Origin of the sequence: Streptomyces sp. NPDC086147 (assembly GCF_040702165.1) — a bacterium.
Taxonomy (GTDB): Bacteria; Actinomycetota; Actinomycetes; order Streptomycetales; family Streptomycetaceae; genus Streptomyces.
In genome coordinates this window covers 346,893-361,516 of sequence record NZ_JBFBJO010000002.1, presented here as the reverse complement: position 1 = coordinate 361,516, position 14,624 = coordinate 346,893, and the positions used below count along the sequence as shown (strand labels likewise).

Sequence of the window (14,624 nt, the reverse complement as noted above, 5' to 3'; positions counted from 1 at the left end):
GAACGACATGAGAGACGGGGACCAGAGTGCACGCGAGAAGTGGCCGCACGGTGCGTGACCTGCGGCGCGAGAACCGCACCGCCGTTCTGCGCAGGCTGTACTTCGACGGACCGATGAGCCGGCTCACGCTGGGCCCCGCGACCGGGCTCAGCTCCGGCTCGGTCAGCAACGTGGTGGCCGAGCTCGTCGCGGAGGGGCTGGTCGAGGAGGCCGGCAGCGTCGACTCGGCCGGCGGGCGCCCCCGCACCCTGCTCCGGATCTCCCCCGGCAGCGGCTTCATGATCGGCGTCGACATCGGCGAGACCCGGATCAGGATCGAGCTGTTCGATCTCGCCCTCACCGAACTCGCCCGAACCGAGCGGCCGTTGGCGAGCTCCGGACCGCGCACCGCGCGGTACGACGTGGACCTCGTCGTGGCACACCTGCGGGAGGGCATCGCGGAGGTGCTGCGGACCGCGGAGGTGCCCGCGGAGCTCCTGCTCGGCGTCGGCGTCGGCGTGCCCGGCATCGTGGCCAGGACCCCGGAGGACGGCGCGGTCGTGCACGGCCAGACCGTCGACTGGGACGCCGTGCCCCTGGAGCGTCTGCTGCGCGAGCACGTGGAGCTGCCGGCCTCGGTGCCGTACTGGATCGACAACGGCGCCAAGACCCTCGGCCAGGCCGAGATGTGGTTCGGCGCCGGGCGCGGCGCCCGCAGCGCCGTCGTCGTGCTCTTCGGCTCCGGCGTCGGCGCCTGCGTGGTCACCGACCCCATGGGCCCCGGCCGGGCCCTCGAATGGGGCCATCTGACCGTACGGGTGCGGGGGCGCCGCTGCCGCTGCGGCTCACAGGGCTGCCTGGAGGCGTACGCGGGCGCGGAGGCGCTCCTCGAACGCTGGCGGGAGGCGGGCGGAAGGCCCCCGGAGGGCACGGACGAGGAGACGGCCCTGACGGCCATGCTCGCCGCCGCGTACCCGGCCGACGCCGGGACCGCCCCCGACGCCACCGCCCTCGCGGTCCTGGAGGAGACCGCGGAGTTCCTCGGCGCGGGCTTCGCCGACCTCATCAACCTCTTCCAGCCCGAGCGCATCCTCGTCGGCGGCTGGGCCGGACTCCAGCTCGGCACCCGCTTCCTGGAGACCGTGACCGGCTACGCCCGCGCGTACGCCCTGCGGTACCCGGCCAGCCGCACCGGCATCGGCCTGGGCACCCTCGGCCCCGAGGCCGTCACGGTCGGCGCGGCCCTGCTGCCCCTGGTCGACTTCTTCGCCCAGGGCGGCCGCCGCCCCGAGACCGAGCCGGCCCCGCCCTCCCCGGCCTGGCAGACCGCCCTGCGGGACCGCGTGTCGCCCTGAACCGGCGGCACCCTGGCCGTTCGCGCCGGATGGCCCACCCGGACAAATCGTCTGATACTGAACGCATGGCAGAGAAAACGGCGAAAGAGCACCCGCCGTCGAGCGTGACGGTCAAGGGGCGGGACGTCCGGCTGCGCACCATCGGCTTCCTGCTCCTCGCGGCCCTGGCGATCTGGTTCATCGCCGCCAACACCGGCTCCGTCACCATCCGCCTGTGGGTCCCCGAGGTCACGCTCCCCCTGTGGACCGTTCTCGCGGTCACCCTGCTCGCCGGGATCGCCCTGGGCCTGATCGTCGCCCGCCGCCGCGCCCGGCGCTGACCGCCGCGCGGTACGGCTTCTCCCGGACGGGGACGGCGTACGCCTCCGTCGCCCACGCCCCTTCCCGCTTCTCGGCTCCGGCGCCCGCGGCCACCGTCGTCCCGCCCATCGCCGTCCCACTCAGCGGCGGGCCAGGAGGGCGCGGGTCTCGCGGTCGACCTGCCGGGCCTCCCCGGTGGGCACGACGAGGACCGGGACCCGGGCGCCGGGTTCGCTGACGATCTCGGGGCGTTCGGCGACGAGCGGGCGCAGTCCGCCGGTGAGGCCGAGCACGGACAGCCCGGCACACACCTCCTCGCGCACCTCGGGCTGGTCCTCGCCGATCTCGCCGGTGAAGACCAGGGCGTCGAGCCGGTCCAGGGACGCGGCCGTCGCGGCGATGCCACGACGGCAGTGGTGGGTGAAGACGTCCAGGGCGAGCGCCGCCCGCTCGTCCCCCGCCGCCCGGTCGCGGACGAGGTCACGGGTGTCGTCCGAGGTGCCGGAGAGGGCGAGCAGCCCGGACCGGTGGTTCAGCGCGTCCTCGACGGCCTCGGCGGTCAGGCCGTGCCGGGTCTGCAGCCAGGTCAGGGCGCCGGGGTCGACGCTGCCGCTGCGGTGGCTCATCACCAGGCCCTCCAGCGGGGTGAACCCCATGGTGGTGTCGACGCTGCGCCCGTCCCGCACGGCGCAGGCGGAGCAGCCGCCGCCGAGGTGCGCGATCACCAGGCGGAGCCGCTCGGGCGGGCGGCCGAGGAGTTCGGCGGCCCGGTCCAGCGCCCAGGCGTAGGACAGTCCGTGGAAGCCGTAGCGGCGCAGCCCGTACTCCTCGCGCCACGCGGCGGGCACCGCGTACTCCCGTGCGGCGGCGGGCAGTCCGCGGTGGAACACGGTGTCGAAGCAGGCGACGTGCGGGACGCCGGACAGCAGGTGCCGGGCGGCGTCCAGGACCGTGAGGGCCGGCGGGACGTGCAGCGGCGCGAGGTCGGCCGCCCGGTCGAGCCGGGCGCGGACGTCGTCGTCGACCCGGACGTGGTCGCGCAGCTCCGGCCCGCCGTGGACGATGCGGTGGCCGACGGCCACCGGGGCGGGCGCCTCGTCGAGGAGCCGCCGCAGGACGTCCGGGGCGTCCTTGTCCGGCGGGCTGTCACTGCGGTGCTCGGCGAGGACCTCGCCGTCGCCGCCGAACACGGTCAGGCGCAGACTCGACGATCCCGCGTCGGCCACCAGAACGGGACCGTCCTCGTGTGTGGACATGTCGTTCCTCTCCCTCGGTACCGGTCGTTCGACCCGTCGGCCGAGGGCTCGGGTCCGGGCGGTGGTCGCCGCCCTGTACGCGTAACACCGGAGGAGGGACGGGAAACCTCCCTTCGGCCGTCCGTCCACGCCCGGTCGGGCGAGCGGCTGGACGGCAGCGCGCGGCGAAGGGGAAGCACCGGCCGGTCCGAGCCGGAGGCCGCTACTCCTCGTCGCCGGAGCCGGGCTCGGCCATCTTCCGGTGCGCCTCCGCCTTCAGGCTGTCGGGCAGGAGCTTGTTGGCGGCGGCCTGGGCCTTGGTCTTGGCCGAGCCCGCGACGATCCCGGCCTTTCCGGCGAAGAGGGCGTCCAGGCCCTGGCGCGCGACCTGGGCGAGATCGTCCTTCTCCTGCCGGCCGACCTTGGTGTCGTCCATGCCGGCGCGGTGGAAGAAGTCGGTCTCGGTCGGGCCGGGCATCAGGGAGGTCAGGGTGACGTCCGTGTCCTTGAGTTCGTTCTGCAGGGCCTCGGCGAAGGACTGAAGGAACGACTTGGACGCGTTGTACACGGCCTGGAAGGAGCCGGGCATCGTGGAGGCGATGGACGAGGTGACGAGGACGCGGCCCTCGTCGCGGGCGGTCATGTCGCGGAGGACGAGCTTGGCCAGGTGCACGGTGGAGCGGACGTCGAGGTCGATGACCTCCAGCTCGTCCGCCAGGTCGGTGTCGACGAACGCGCCGCCCCGTCCGACACCGGCGTTCAGGACGACGACGTCGAGCGGCCGGCCGAGACCGGTGGCCTCGGCAAAGAGGCGCTCGGTCTCCCCGGGGTCGCGCAGGTCGGCCCGGACCACCTCCACCCGCGCCCCGGCCGCCCGGACCCGCCCGGCCGCCCGCTGGAGCCGGGCGTCGTCCTCGGCGTTGACGACGAGGTCGTAGCCGCGTTCCGCCAACTGCTCGGCCAGTTCGAGGCCGATGCCGCTGGAGGCACCGGTGACGAGGGCGAGGGGCTTGGTGTCACTCATGCGCGATCGCTTTCGGTTCGGGGAGGGGTGGCCGCGGGAGCCGCGGGAGCCGCGGGAGCCGCAGGAGCCGCAGGAGCCGCAGGAGCACCCGTTCCCGTTTTCCGGTACGTGATGGCTTACGCGAACGAGCCGTTCACCCCTACGGGCGGGCCCGCCCGACGGCCGGACGCCTCCGGGGAAGCCGTCGGCGGTGACACGATGGTGGAGCGACCGTGACAGTCCCGGCGCGCGCGTGGCGCACCATGGCTCCGAGGAGGCCGACATGTCGATTCATTACCACAAGCAGATCACCCTGATCCCGAAGCTGCTCCGCCTGAACATCGGCTCGCACGGCTGGTCGCTGAGCTTCGGCCCGCGCCGGGCCCACGTCTCGTACCACGGCCGGGGCCGCCACAGCACGTCGGTGCGCCTCCCGGGCGGCTTCACCTGGCGCCGCCATTCACGGCGCCGCTGAGGAGGGGGCGATCCGTCGCACGACCGGGGCGGTCGTCACCGGCGCCGGTGCCACCGCCGTCCCCGACGAGGGGAGAGCGCGGGCGGACGGGCCGCCGGCCCGGGTCCCGTCAGCTCCGCCAGCAGGTGCCGGTACGCGGCGGGCTCTGCCGCGAAGTCCGTTCCGGCCGCGAGGGCGGCCCGGTCGGCGTCCTGGCCCCGGAGCAGATCGACCGAGGTCTGCGCGAAGCGTTCGGGCAGGCCGTTCCGTTCGGCCTCGGACAGCAGCGGACGCAGCTCGGCGACCGCCCGGGCGGCGTGCAGCCGGGCCGTCGGACCGGCCCGCAGCATGCTCCGCAGTCCGGCGGCCGGAGCCGCGTCGTCCAGGAGGCCGTCCAGCCGCGCCGAGAGCCGCCGACCGGCCACCGCCGCCTCGCGCGCCTGCGGGCCCGCCTCACGGAGTACCCAGAGCGTCGTGACCAGCCGAGGGCCGGGGATCCCGTCGGCGTTCCGGGGCAGGACGGCGTGGCGCTTCGCCTCGTGCACCGCCGCCACGGCCCGCTCGTAGTCCTCGGCCGCCCACCCGGCGGACGCGGACAGCCGGGCCGCACGGCGAACGAGCCGCGCCTCCACGCCGAGGACCCGGGGCAGGGCGCGGAGGTTCCCGCCGACCAGTCCGACGGCGACAAGCAGCACGCCGGACAGCAGGAAGGCGTCCGCGGGGCCGGAGTCCGGCTCGACGAGGTCCTCCAGGTTCCCCCGCTCGGGGCCCTCGGTGAGCATGAACCCGGAAGCCCAGCCGTAGCCGCGGCTGTCGGGGTACTCGGGCGCCTTGAGGAGGTCGGACCGGCCGGGATCGCACCGGTACGACGCTTCCCGCGCCCTCTTCTGGTACGGGTCGATCCAGCGGACCCGGCACGAACCGTCCGGTTTCTCGTCGAGGACCGTCAGGTCGATCTGCCGCGCCTCGGGCGGGTCGGAACCGGCGGCGTACAGCCCCACCGAGCAGGCGAAGAGCACGACGCCCAGAGTCAACACCCAACGGAAGCACGGCACGTGCCTCATTCCGTCCCCCCTCCGACCGTGTCCGGAAAAGGATCTCGCACCCGGGACGGACGCACGAGGGGGAAGCCCCGGCAGCGTGCGGACGGACATGCTGCCGGGCCCCGGCAGCATGCGGCACGGCCCCGGACACGCCCTACCGGGGCCTCCGTACGGAGAACTCGTTGTCGTCGGGGTCGAGCATCGTCACCCGGTCGTCGTCACCCTCCTCGGTACGTGTCGCGCCGAGGGACACCAGGCGGTCGAGTTCCGTCTCCCAGTCGGCTCCGTCGGGGAGCGCCAGCTCGAAGTACAGCCTGTTCACACCCGTCTTCGGGGCCACCGGAGGGCCGCCCCACGTGATCTTCGTACCGCCGTGCGGCGACTGGATCGCGGTCTCCTCGTCCTGGTCCCAGACCAGCGGCCACCCCAGCGCCTCGCTCCAGAAGTACCCGACCGCCTGGGTGCCGTCGCAGGCCAGCGCTCCGATGGAACCGGTGTCGGCGAGGAACGCGTTGCCCGCCTCGATGACGCAGAACTCGTTGCCGTCCGGATCGGCGAGCACCACGTGCCCCTCCTCCGGGAGCTGACCCACGTCGAGGTGTTCCCCGCCGAGCTCCAGCGCCCTGGCCACCGTCCTCTCCTGCTGCTCCGGGGAGTCGCTCGTCAGGTCGAAGTGCGCCCGGTTCCGACCGGCCCTGGGCTCCGCGCCCGGCAGGAAACGGATGCGGAACCCGTGGGCGTCGGGGGGCACGATCGCGCTGCCCTCGTCCGGGCCGTCGTCCGGCTTCCAGCCCAGGACCCCGGACCAGAAACGCGCCAGCTCCGGCGGCCTGGTCGCGTGGAAACAGATCGCGAACAGTCGACTGGTCATACCCCGTACGTCTCCGATCTCCTGACGGCCGACACGGCACCCCGCCGCACCCGCGGGCGCAGCCTAGGACGACCGTGCGACGCGCGCATCCGGGTTTCCGCCGGGCCGTACGCACCCGCCCCGCTACTGGAAGCTGAGCCGATGCGGATGGAAGGCGTCCGTGGGACAGGTGTGGACACGCAGGTATCCGCGCCCCAGGTGGACACCGGTGGGGGTGATGACGTGCCGGTACGGATCGGGACGACGGTCTTCCAGGGGAGCCCAGCTCTCGGAGGCCGGATCCCACTCGACGAAGTGGGCGGTGAGGAGGGGCGGCATGGGGGTGCCGCACACCGTGCAGTCGACGGGACGCGGGTCGGTGAGGTGCCAGGTGGCGAAGCCGCCGACCTTCCAGCCCGGGGCGAGGGACAGATCGCTGGAGTACTCGGTGGGGAAGTCCGCCTCCTCGTCCTCCTCGTCCTCCTCGAGGAGTTCCTCCTCCCACGTCGTGACGGCCTCCCACAGGTCCTCGGGGAGCAGACCCACGTACTCGTGCTCGACGACCTGCTCGGGATGGAGTTCACAGGGCTGGGGAACGCACTCGGGCGAGCCGACGACCAGCGGCTCGGGCTGTTCGGCGAGCACGGCCCCGACGTCCCGGCCGCGGCGCCACTTCAGTACGACGTCCACGCTCTCGTCGGGGCCGTGCGCCTCGAACGGGCACCAGAAGACCTGGAGGAGGTCGTATCCCTCGGGCCCGGTGAGGTCGGGGACGTCCCGGGCCCACAGCTGCGCGACGGCGAGCATCGGGACGGGATCCGCGTCGGCGATGCCGGGGTCGTGCAGCCGGTGCTGAAGGGTGCCGAGGAGGGCGAGCTCCTCTTCGGTCTTCTTCCGTCCCTCGGAAGCGGCGTAGATGCGACGCGCGAGCCGGACGTCGGCCAGCAAGTGCCCGGTTCCCTTGGGATGGACGGCGGTGCATACCGGCCATGGTTCGTCGGCCGGCCACAGCACGGGACCCGCGACGGAGCTGTCCTGCGCCTTCGGATCGCCGGGGTGGGGGTGGAGCCGCGTCGCGGTGCGCCGGAACTCGGCGAGACCGGGGAAGAGGGCCTCCACATCGACGGGACGCGGGGGTGTGGTGCGGGACATGCGCTCTCCGGGACGGTTCGTCGTGGGCACTGGAGGCCAATTCGGACGTATGCGGCAGGGTTCTCAAGAACGTGGGTGAAGGGGCCTTTTCCAACCTCACGATGTCGGCCGCGTGTTGGACGAGTCTGCGGAAAGACGAAGCTCCTGGAAGACGGGTTCACGATCAAGATCCACCGTCCACCATGAGCTTCGTGCGCTTGTCCACCCGCCGTCGATCGACCTGTCCGGGCGACACCCTGCCACCGATCGACCGGATCGCCGCCCGCACCCACGGCATCGTCGACGCGCTCACCGACGACGGCCTCGGGTGTTGGGCCGACTCACCCACAGCCGACCAGCAACCCGATCAGGCCCCCAACCCCTCTCACGCACCGATCGACGAGCTTCTTCAGCGTTGCCGCTCCGGGGTGAGGACGGCCTTGGCGATCGGCGTCATGCGGTCGGGACTGCATCGGGATCTGCGGAAGACCCGCCAGGACTTCAGGCGGGCGACGCCGCGTTCGACGGGTGCGCGCGTGGCGGCCAGGGTACGGTTGCGGGTCTTCTCGGTGGGGGTCGGTTCCTGCGGGGGCCTGCGTTTGATGCCGGTGGTCAGCCGCAGCGCCGGTCGCCCCCACGGGTGGCGATCAGCATGGTGACCGACTCAACGGGTGCGTGCGGCGGGTCGATTGCGGCAGGACGGACGACCGACAAGGCCTCCGGGCAACGTGATGGAGACGTCAGACATCTCGATCAACAGCCCGAGGGCTTCGCTCGTTGCGCTTCATGGACCTGAGCTGAAGCGCACTGGTTGTCACCGGCGGAGCCGGATGACGTGGCGGATGAGAGCGGACGAAGCAGTGTCGTTGCCACCAGCGAGGCACGCGGCTTGTCACACATACTCGTTCAGCAGCCTTTCTGTCACCGGTTCCCCGACGACCGGCTGCGCGGCCGTAGACGCTCACCCTGGGGTCCGAACATGATCAGGTACTCGACCGGTCCGCCGGGGCTGGCGTTCGCCACACCGTGCGGGGTGCGGGTGTCGAACTCGACGACATCCCCGGGGGTCAGGACGAGGTCTTGGTCGCCGAGGGCGAGCCACAGCCGCCCGTACAGGACGCACAGCCACTCGTGGCCGTCGTGGGAGACCTGACGGGGCCGCGCAGGCGGGTTCTCGAGGGCGGGCAGGACGTGCTTGTGGGCGTGCAGACCGCCGACGTACCGGGTCAGCGGCAGCACCGCCTTGTCGTCGCCGAAGCTCAGCGGCGCCGTAGCACGCGGCCCGGCCCCGGGGCCGGGCGCGGTGCCGACCAGCTCGTCCAGGGAGACGCCGTACTCCTTCGACAGGTGCAGCAGCACCTCCAGGGTGGGCTTGCGCCGGCCGGTCTCGATCCGGGAGAGCGTGCTGGTCGAGATGCCGGTCGCGCAGCTGACACCGGCGAGCGTCGCGCCGTAGTGCTCGCGTGTGGCCCGCAACCGGGGCCCCATCGCGGCCAGCGTGCCGTCCACGTCGTCGACTGCCACCCTTCCCGCTCCTTCTTGCCATGCCGCTCCAGCGATCTGTTCTGCGATCTTGCCAGAATGGCAACGCTGATCGTGCCGAGGGGCCGCCGCGCCGCATGATCGACGGGTACCCGCCAGCCGCCCTCGAACCGAGGAGAAGCCCATGCAGCTTGAGCCGACCGCCGAGCTCCGCCATCGCACCGTCGAGGCTCCTGCCGGACGCCTCCACCTGGTCGAGCAGGGCACCGGCCCGCTGGTCCTGCTCGTGCACGGCTTCCCCGAGTCCTGGTACTCCTGGCGCCACCAGCTCCCGGCCCTCGCCGCGGCCGGCTACCGGGCGGTGGCGATCGACGTACGCGGCTACGGCCGCTCTTCCAAGCCGGAGGCGACCGAGGCCTACCGGATGCTCGGCCTGGTGGAGGACAACGTCGCCGTCGTGCGCGCCCTCGGCGAGGAGAGCGCGGTGGTCGTCGGCCACGACTGGGGCTCCAACATCGCCGCCACCTCCGCCCTGCTGCACCCCGAGGTCTTCCGCGCCGTCGGCCTGCTGAGTGTCCCCTATGCACCGCCCGGCGGCCCCCGTCCCACCGAAGTCTTCGGCCGGATCGGCGGCTCCGAGCAGGAGTTCTACGTCTCCTACTTCCAGGAGCCCGGCCGCGCCGAGGCGGAGATCGAGCCCGACGTCCGGGGCTGGCTCGCGGGCTTCTACGCAGCCCTGTCCGCCGACACCATGCCGGCCGAGGGCGAGCCCGACCCGCACTTCGTCACCCGCGGCGACGGCCGGCTGCGCGACCGCTTCCCCGTAGGGGTTCTCCCGACCTGGTTGAGCGAGGACGACCTCGACGTCTACGCCGGGGAGTTCGAGCGCACCGGCCTGACCGGCGCCCTCAACCGCTACCGCAACATGGACCGCGACTGGGAAGACCTCGCCCCTCACCGCGGAGCCCCGATCGAACAGCCGTCCCTGTTCGCCGGCGGCGCACTGGACGCATCCACCACCTGGATGGCCGACGCCATCGACGCCTACCCCACCACCCTCCCCGCCCTGTCCGCCTCCTACCTCCTGGACGGCTGCGGCCACTGGATCCAGCAGGAACGCCCCAACGAGGTCAACAGCCTGCTGACCGACTGGCTCGCCACCCTCCAGGACTGAACCAGGCGAGCTGTCTGGGTAGTTTGGGGGTGTGTTTCGGGCGACCGCACCGAGGGCGCGCACGGCGGTCTGCTCGGTGATGCCGAACAGTCGCACTCCACGTACTCCAACACGCCAGTGACAACAAGCGCGTCTATGTGGCAACCATCGTGCCCCGGCTCAGGACCGTCGCCCGATCGGTGACCACGTCGAAGAAGCTCAGTCATCACGGCGGGATCCTTCTTGAGGGTGGGGCACCAACTTCCGACGCCAGAGCACTTGTTGCTCTCTGCCCACCACTCAAGCGAAAGCGGTGCCGAATCACTCATCCGCGTTCGAAAAAATTTCACTCACCGCACCGAAAGCAACACGGAGCGCAAGATCTGGAACCGGATTCAGATGCTACGAGCAGGCGTGACACCTCCATCAGGCCCACCGCCCCACGCCGGGACTGTGATGTACAGCGCGCCCCTTCCGTACGGCCCGACACCGCGGGCAAGGCGACCACTCACCTCACCGGCCCTGCACCACGACCGTCGCCGCCTCTGCCCTGGTTCTGTCAATCGGCGTTGAGGCGGCATGAACCACCACGATGTCACCGAGTCGGTGACTGAGCCTTTTCCATCCTGCCCCTGAAGGGTTATAAGGCGCGGTCAGCCGGGGTGGTGACGCAGCAGATCCCCCGGTCGTCGGCGGTGTTGATTCCACTCGACACCGCCGGCAGCCCGGGGCTCTGGTGGTTCCGCATCCTGCCATGCTCGACGTCCCGCACGAGCTGGTCGAGCATGTTTCCTGGCTGATCCACGCCCGAAGGCATGAACTGAACTCGCCTTGGAGACGGCTCGGTTGCTTCACGCAGGCTCTCCTCACGCTGGCCCATCCGCGTAAGAACGAGACGTTTGCCCAGCTGAAGTCCTGGCGCGTCCTCCGCCGAGCCAGATGCTCCACCCACCGCATCGGCACCCTCGCCCAAGCCGTCCACATCCTCCTGACCTGCGACCATTCAAGACGAAAAAGGCTCAGTCAGCACGAAGCCGGCACGGGAGTGAGCACCGCGCCGTCAAATCGCCCTGGACCAGGGCAACAGGGACAGTCGCCCCCCTCAACTCCTCCGGGCCCTCCGAACGGCCCGTGAGGGGCTCTCATGGCGGCCGAGCGCACTCGTCCGTCCTGAACTATGGTGTCCCACCACATACGCCCCTGACCTGCCACTTCCTACGGTGTGGCGACACCGAAACGTCCCCGCCCTTGCCTGGAAGTGGTGCACATGGCCGCCGCAACGCCCTCCCCGACCCCACCCGGATCCCTCAAGCGGATCGTCGCCGCCAGCCTCATCGGCACCACCATCGAGTGGTACGACTTCTTCCTGTACGGGTCCGCCGCGGCGCTCGTGTTCAACAAGCTGTTCTTCCCCGAGTCCGATCCGCTGGTGGGGACCCTGCTGTCCTTCCTGACGTACGCGGTCGGGTTCGCCGCGCGGCCGCTCGGGGCGCTGGTGTTCGGGCACTACGGCGACCGGCTCGGGCGGAAGAAGCTGCTGGTGCTCAGCCTGCTGCTGATGGGCGGGGCGACGTTCGCCATCGGGCTGCTGCCGACGCACGCGACCGTCGGGTCCGCGGCCCCCGTGCTGCTGACCGTGCTGCGGCTCGTGCAGGGCTTCGCGCTCGGCGGGGAGTGGGGCGGGGCCGTGCTGCTCGTGTCCGAGCACGGGGACGCGAAGCGGCGCGGGTTCTGGGCCTCGTGGCCGCAGACCGGCGCGCCGGCCGGGCAGTTGCTCGCCACCGGTGTGCTCTCCGCGCTGACCGCGCTGCTCTCGGAGGCCGCCTTCACCTCCTGGGGCTGGCGCATCCCGTTCCTGCTCTCCGGCGTCCTCGTGATCGTCGGCCTGTGGATCCGGCTCTCGGTCGACGAGTCGCCCGTCTTCAAGGCCGCGCTCGCCGCCGCCGAGGAGCGCAAGGCGACCGCCGGGCAGGTCGAGAAGATGCCGCTCGTGGCGGTGCTGCGCCACCACTGGCGGGACGTGCTCATCGCGATGGGCGCCCGCATGGCGGAGAACATCTCGTACTACGTGATCACCGCGTTCATCCTGGTGTACGCGACCACGCAGGTCGGGCTCTCCAAGCAGACCGCCCTGAACGCCGTCCTCATCGGGTCCGCCGTCCACTTCGCGGTGATCCCCCTGTGGGGCGCGCTGTCCGACCGGCTCGGGCGCCGGCCGGTGTACCTGATCGGCGCGGTGGGCGTCGGGGCCTGGATGTTCCCCTTCTTCACCCTCATCGACCGGGGCACCTTCGGCAGCCTGCTGCTCGCCGTCACGGTCGGCCTGGTCCTGCACGGGGCGATGTACGCGCCGCAGGCGGCCTTCTTCTCCGAGATGTTCGCGACCCGGATGCGCTACTCCGGAGCCTCCATCGGCGCCCAGTTCTCCTCCGTCGCCGCCGGCGCGCCCGCCCCGCTCATCGCGACCGCGCTGCTCGCCGACCACGGCACCTCGACGCCGATCTCCCTGTACGTGATCGCCGCCGCGCTGCTCACCGTCGTCGCGATCATCTGCGCCCGCGAGACCCGCGACAGCGACCTCGGCGACGTCGCCGAGCGGACCCCCGAGGACTCCCGCGTCCACGCCGACGCCTGACCCCCGTGACGTACGGAAAGGCCCCGGGCCCCGCTCGCCGTGAGCGGGGCCCGGGGCCTTTCCGTACGTCACGTACGTCGCTTCCTCCCGACCGCGTCCGCGAGGGCGTGCAGCCGGAGCGCGAGCTGGATCTCCAAGGCGCGCGACGGGGACTGCCAGTCGGGGCCGAGGAGCCGGCCGATCCGCTCCAGGCGCTGGGCCACCGTGTTGACGTGGACGTGGAGTTCGTCCTTGGTACGGGCGGGACTCATGCCGCTCGCGAAGTACGCGTCCAGGGTGCGGACCAGCTCGGTGCCGCGCCGCCGGTCGTAGGCGACGACCTGGCCGACGGTGCGGTCGACGAAGCCGCCGATGTCCCGGCTGTCCGCGAGCAGCAGGCCGAGGAAGCCCAGGTCCTCGGCGGCGGCGCCCTGCCCGGAGCGGTGCAGGAGCCCCAGCGCGTCGAGGCAGCGACGGGCCTCCCCGTACGCGACGGCCACCTGGTCCGGGTGGTCCAGGGGCGCCCGTACGGGAGCGGAGGCGCCGACGGTGACCTCTTCGCGCAGGGTGCCGCCGAGGCTCTTGGCGGTCTGCCGGGCGAGTTCGGCGGCGGTCTCGCCGGGGCCGAGCGGCAGCAGCAGGACCGTACCGCCGTCGCGCGCGGAGGCGAGTCCGTGGCGGGTGGCGGCCAGGTGGGAGGCGGCCGACCACAGGCGCTGCCGGTCGGCGCTCTCGCGGCGGCCCGCGTCGGTGTCGGCGGCGCCGCCGGCGGCCCGGTCGACGCGGGCGGCGAGCACGACGTGCGGGGCCTCGCTGTCGGTGCGGAGCCGGGCGGCGCGCTCGCGCAGCAGGCGGCGGTCGCGGTCGGGGGCGTCGAGCAGGTCGTCGAGGAGTTCGCCCCGCACCCGCTGCTCGGCCTCGCCCGCCGAGCGGCGGGCGAGCAGCAGCAGGGAGGTGACCAGGGCGGCGCGCTCCAGGGTGCGCTGGTCGACGGGGTCGAGGTCGGGCCGGCCGTGCAGGACGAGGGTGCCCAGGGCCTCGCCGCCGGCGGAGACCGCGGCGACCCAGTCGTCGCCCTCGCGGACCGCGTGGCCCCCGGCGCGGCGCGCGGAGCCCGCGCCCGTCTCGGTGAACTCGACCGTGCCGCCCAGGACTTCGGAGACGGCGCGCGCCACGTCGTGGACGCCGCCGCCGTGCAGGACCAGTTCGGAGAGGCGGTCGTGGACCTCGGAGGCCCGCTCGATGACGCCGCTGTGCTCACGGATGATGTCGTTGGCCCGTTCCAGCTCCGCGAGGGCCGAGCGGGTCTCGGCGAGGAGGTTGGCCGTGTCGATGGCGACGGCGGCGTGCGCGGCGAAGGAGCCGAGCAGCGCGACCTGTTCGCGCTCGAAGACCCTGGCCCTGCGGTCGGCCGCGAACAGCACCCCGATGACCTGGCTGCCGAGGCTGAGCGGCACCCCGAGGATGGCGACTAGGCCCTCGTCCCGTACGGCCGTGTCGATGGTCCGGGTGTGCTGGAAGCGCGCGTCGTCGAAGTAGTCGTCGGTGACGTAGGGGCGGGCGGTCTGGGCGACGAGGCCGCCGAGCCCCTCGCCCATGCCCAGTCTGAGCTGCTGGAAGCGGGCGGAGACGGAACCCTCGGTGACCCTCATGTACGTGTCGCCGGCGGCCGGGTCGTTGAGGCTGAGGTAGGCGACCTCGGTGCCGAGGAGCGAGCGGGCGCGCTGGACGATGGCGCGCAGGACCGCGTCGAGGTCGCGGAGTCCCGCGAGGTCGTGGGCGGTGGCGAAGAGCGCGGACAGCTCCGCCTCGCGCCGCCGCCGCCCCTCCAGCTCGGCCCGAACCCGCAGGGCGAGCTGCTTGGCCTCTTCGAGCTCCGCCAGCGCCTCGGGGCCCGCACCGCTCGCGCGGGCGAGCAGTACGGGACGGTCGTAGGCCTCCGTCGCGGCTCCCCGTGCGAGGAGTTCCAGGTAGGAGACGTGTTCGTGGGACATGGACACAGGGATACCTGCCGGACGTGTGGTC

At 72.4% G+C, this 14,624-nt stretch carries 12 protein-coding genes and 2 pseudogenes; 6 read left to right on the top strand and 8 right to left on the bottom strand.

The window, feature by feature from the left end; genetic code table 11:
* Positions 1-26: 26 nt before the first annotated feature.
* Both AB0398_RS06525 and AB0398_RS06520 read left to right on the top strand, forming a co-directional pair.
* Entirely contained in the window at positions 27-1,334 is a 1,308-nt protein-coding gene (locus AB0398_RS06525; protein WP_366372730.1) for an ROK family transcriptional regulator, read from the top strand.
* A gap of 65 nt (positions 1,335-1,399) precedes the next feature.
* On the top strand, positions 1,400-1,654 hold the full coding sequence (locus AB0398_RS06520) for a LapA family protein (protein WP_366372729.1): 255 nt from the start codon (positions 1,400-1,402) through the stop codon (positions 1,652-1,654).
* A 120-nt stretch (positions 1,655-1,774) separates the two neighbouring features.
* On the opposite strand, the gene AB0398_RS06515 is transcribed toward AB0398_RS06520, so the two are convergent.
* Both AB0398_RS06515 and AB0398_RS06510 read right to left on the bottom strand, forming a co-directional pair.
* Positions 1,775-2,890 (bottom strand): acetate/propionate family kinase, encoded by a 1,116-nt coding sequence (locus tag AB0398_RS06515; protein ID WP_366372728.1) that lies wholly within the window; start codon positions 2,888-2,890, stop codon positions 1,775-1,777.
* A 202-nt stretch (positions 2,891-3,092) separates the two neighbouring features.
* On the bottom strand, positions 3,093-3,893 hold the full coding sequence (locus AB0398_RS06510) for an SDR family NAD(P)-dependent oxidoreductase (RefSeq protein WP_366372727.1): 801 nt from the start codon (positions 3,891-3,893) through the stop codon (positions 3,093-3,095).
* Positions 3,894-4,155: 262 nt separating this feature from the next.
* Between AB0398_RS06510 and AB0398_RS06505 the strand changes: the two genes are divergently transcribed.
* Positions 4,156-4,347, top strand: coding sequence for a DUF4236 domain-containing protein (locus AB0398_RS06505; RefSeq protein ID WP_366372726.1), 192 nt, complete (start codon positions 4,156-4,158; stop codon positions 4,345-4,347).
* Positions 4,348-4,382: 35 nt separating this feature from the next.
* Here AB0398_RS06505 and AB0398_RS06500 read toward each other — a convergent pair whose 3' ends face one another.
* The 5 genes and pseudogenes from AB0398_RS06500 to AB0398_RS06480 form a co-directional block, all read right to left on the bottom strand.
* On the bottom strand, positions 4,383-5,363 hold the full coding sequence (locus AB0398_RS06500; RefSeq protein ID WP_366372725.1) for a hypothetical protein: 981 nt from the start codon (positions 5,361-5,363) through the stop codon (positions 4,383-4,385).
* 160 nt (positions 5,364-5,523) lie between these two features.
* The gene (locus AB0398_RS06495; protein WP_366372724.1) at positions 5,524-6,240 is read right to left on the bottom strand and encodes a VOC family protein; all 717 of its coding nucleotides are present in this window, start codon (positions 6,238-6,240) and stop codon (positions 5,524-5,526) included.
* 123 nt (positions 6,241-6,363) lie between these two features.
* Complete coding sequence (locus tag AB0398_RS06490; RefSeq protein ID WP_366372723.1) at positions 6,364-7,371, bottom strand: hypothetical protein; 1,008 nt, start codon at positions 7,369-7,371, stop codon at positions 6,364-6,366.
* A gap of 388 nt (positions 7,372-7,759) precedes the next feature.
* Positions 7,760-7,966, bottom strand: a pseudogene (locus AB0398_RS06485) (transposase family protein); the annotation flags it as partial.
* A gap of 305 nt (positions 7,967-8,271) precedes the next feature.
* Positions 8,272-8,874, bottom strand: coding sequence for a helix-turn-helix domain-containing protein (locus tag AB0398_RS06480; RefSeq protein ID WP_366372722.1), 603 nt, complete (start codon positions 8,872-8,874; stop codon positions 8,272-8,274).
* A gap of 142 nt (positions 8,875-9,016) precedes the next feature.
* Here AB0398_RS06480 and AB0398_RS06475 point away from each other — a divergent pair, with 142 nt between their 5' ends.
* The 3 genes and pseudogenes from AB0398_RS06475 to AB0398_RS06465 all read left to right on the top strand — a co-directional run bounded on the left by AB0398_RS06475 (position 9,017) and on the right by AB0398_RS06465 (position 12,620).
* Positions 9,017-10,006 (top strand): alpha/beta hydrolase, encoded by a 990-nt coding sequence (locus tag AB0398_RS06475; RefSeq protein ID WP_366372721.1) that lies wholly within the window; start codon positions 9,017-9,019, stop codon positions 10,004-10,006.
* A 674-nt stretch (positions 10,007-10,680) separates the two neighbouring features.
* Positions 10,681-10,895: pseudogene (locus AB0398_RS06470) on the top strand (IS5/IS1182 family transposase); the annotation flags it as partial.
* Positions 10,896-11,252: 357 nt separating this feature from the next.
* Positions 11,253-12,620 carry an MFS transporter gene (locus tag AB0398_RS06465; protein ID WP_366372720.1) on the top strand — a complete coding sequence of 456 codons (1,368 nt, stop codon included), beginning with the start codon at positions 11,253-11,255 and terminating at the stop codon, positions 12,618-12,620.
* Between the two features lie 68 nt (positions 12,621-12,688).
* Here the strand turns inward: AB0398_RS06465 and AB0398_RS06460 are convergent, their stop codons facing one another.
* Positions 12,689-14,593 (bottom strand): GAF domain-containing protein, encoded by a 1,905-nt coding sequence (locus AB0398_RS06460; protein ID WP_366372719.1) that lies wholly within the window; start codon positions 14,591-14,593, stop codon positions 12,689-12,691.
* Positions 14,594-14,624: the final 31 nt, after the last annotated feature.

Bases quoted from the DNA above. Each gene is read 5' to 3' on its own strand.
- AB0398_RS06505 (WP_366372726.1), top strand. From the start codon at position 4,156: ATGTCGATTCATTACCACAAGCAGATCACCCTGATCCCGAAGCTGCTC.
- AB0398_RS06460 (WP_366372719.1), bottom strand. From the start codon at position 14,593: ATGTCCCACGAACACGTCTCCTACCTGGAACTCCTCGCACGGGGAGCC.
- AB0398_RS06510 (WP_366372727.1), bottom strand. From the start codon at position 3,893: ATGAGTGACACCAAGCCCCTCGCCCTCGTCACCGGTGCCTCCAGCGGC.
- AB0398_RS06475 (WP_366372721.1), top strand. From the start codon at position 9,017: ATGCAGCTTGAGCCGACCGCCGAGCTCCGCCATCGCACCGTCGAGGCT.
- AB0398_RS06495 (WP_366372724.1), bottom strand. From the start codon at position 6,240: ATGACCAGTCGACTGTTCGCGATCTGTTTCCACGCGACCAGGCCGCCG.
- AB0398_RS06520 (WP_366372729.1), top strand. From the start codon at position 1,400: ATGGCAGAGAAAACGGCGAAAGAGCACCCGCCGTCGAGCGTGACGGTC.
- AB0398_RS06515 (WP_366372728.1), bottom strand. From the start codon at position 2,890: ATGTCCACACACGAGGACGGTCCCGTTCTGGTGGCCGACGCGGGATCG.
- AB0398_RS06490 (WP_366372723.1), bottom strand. From the start codon at position 7,371: ATGTCCCGCACCACACCCCCGCGTCCCGTCGATGTGGAGGCCCTCTTC.
- AB0398_RS06465 (WP_366372720.1), top strand. From the start codon at position 11,253: ATGGCCGCCGCAACGCCCTCCCCGACCCCACCCGGATCCCTCAAGCGG.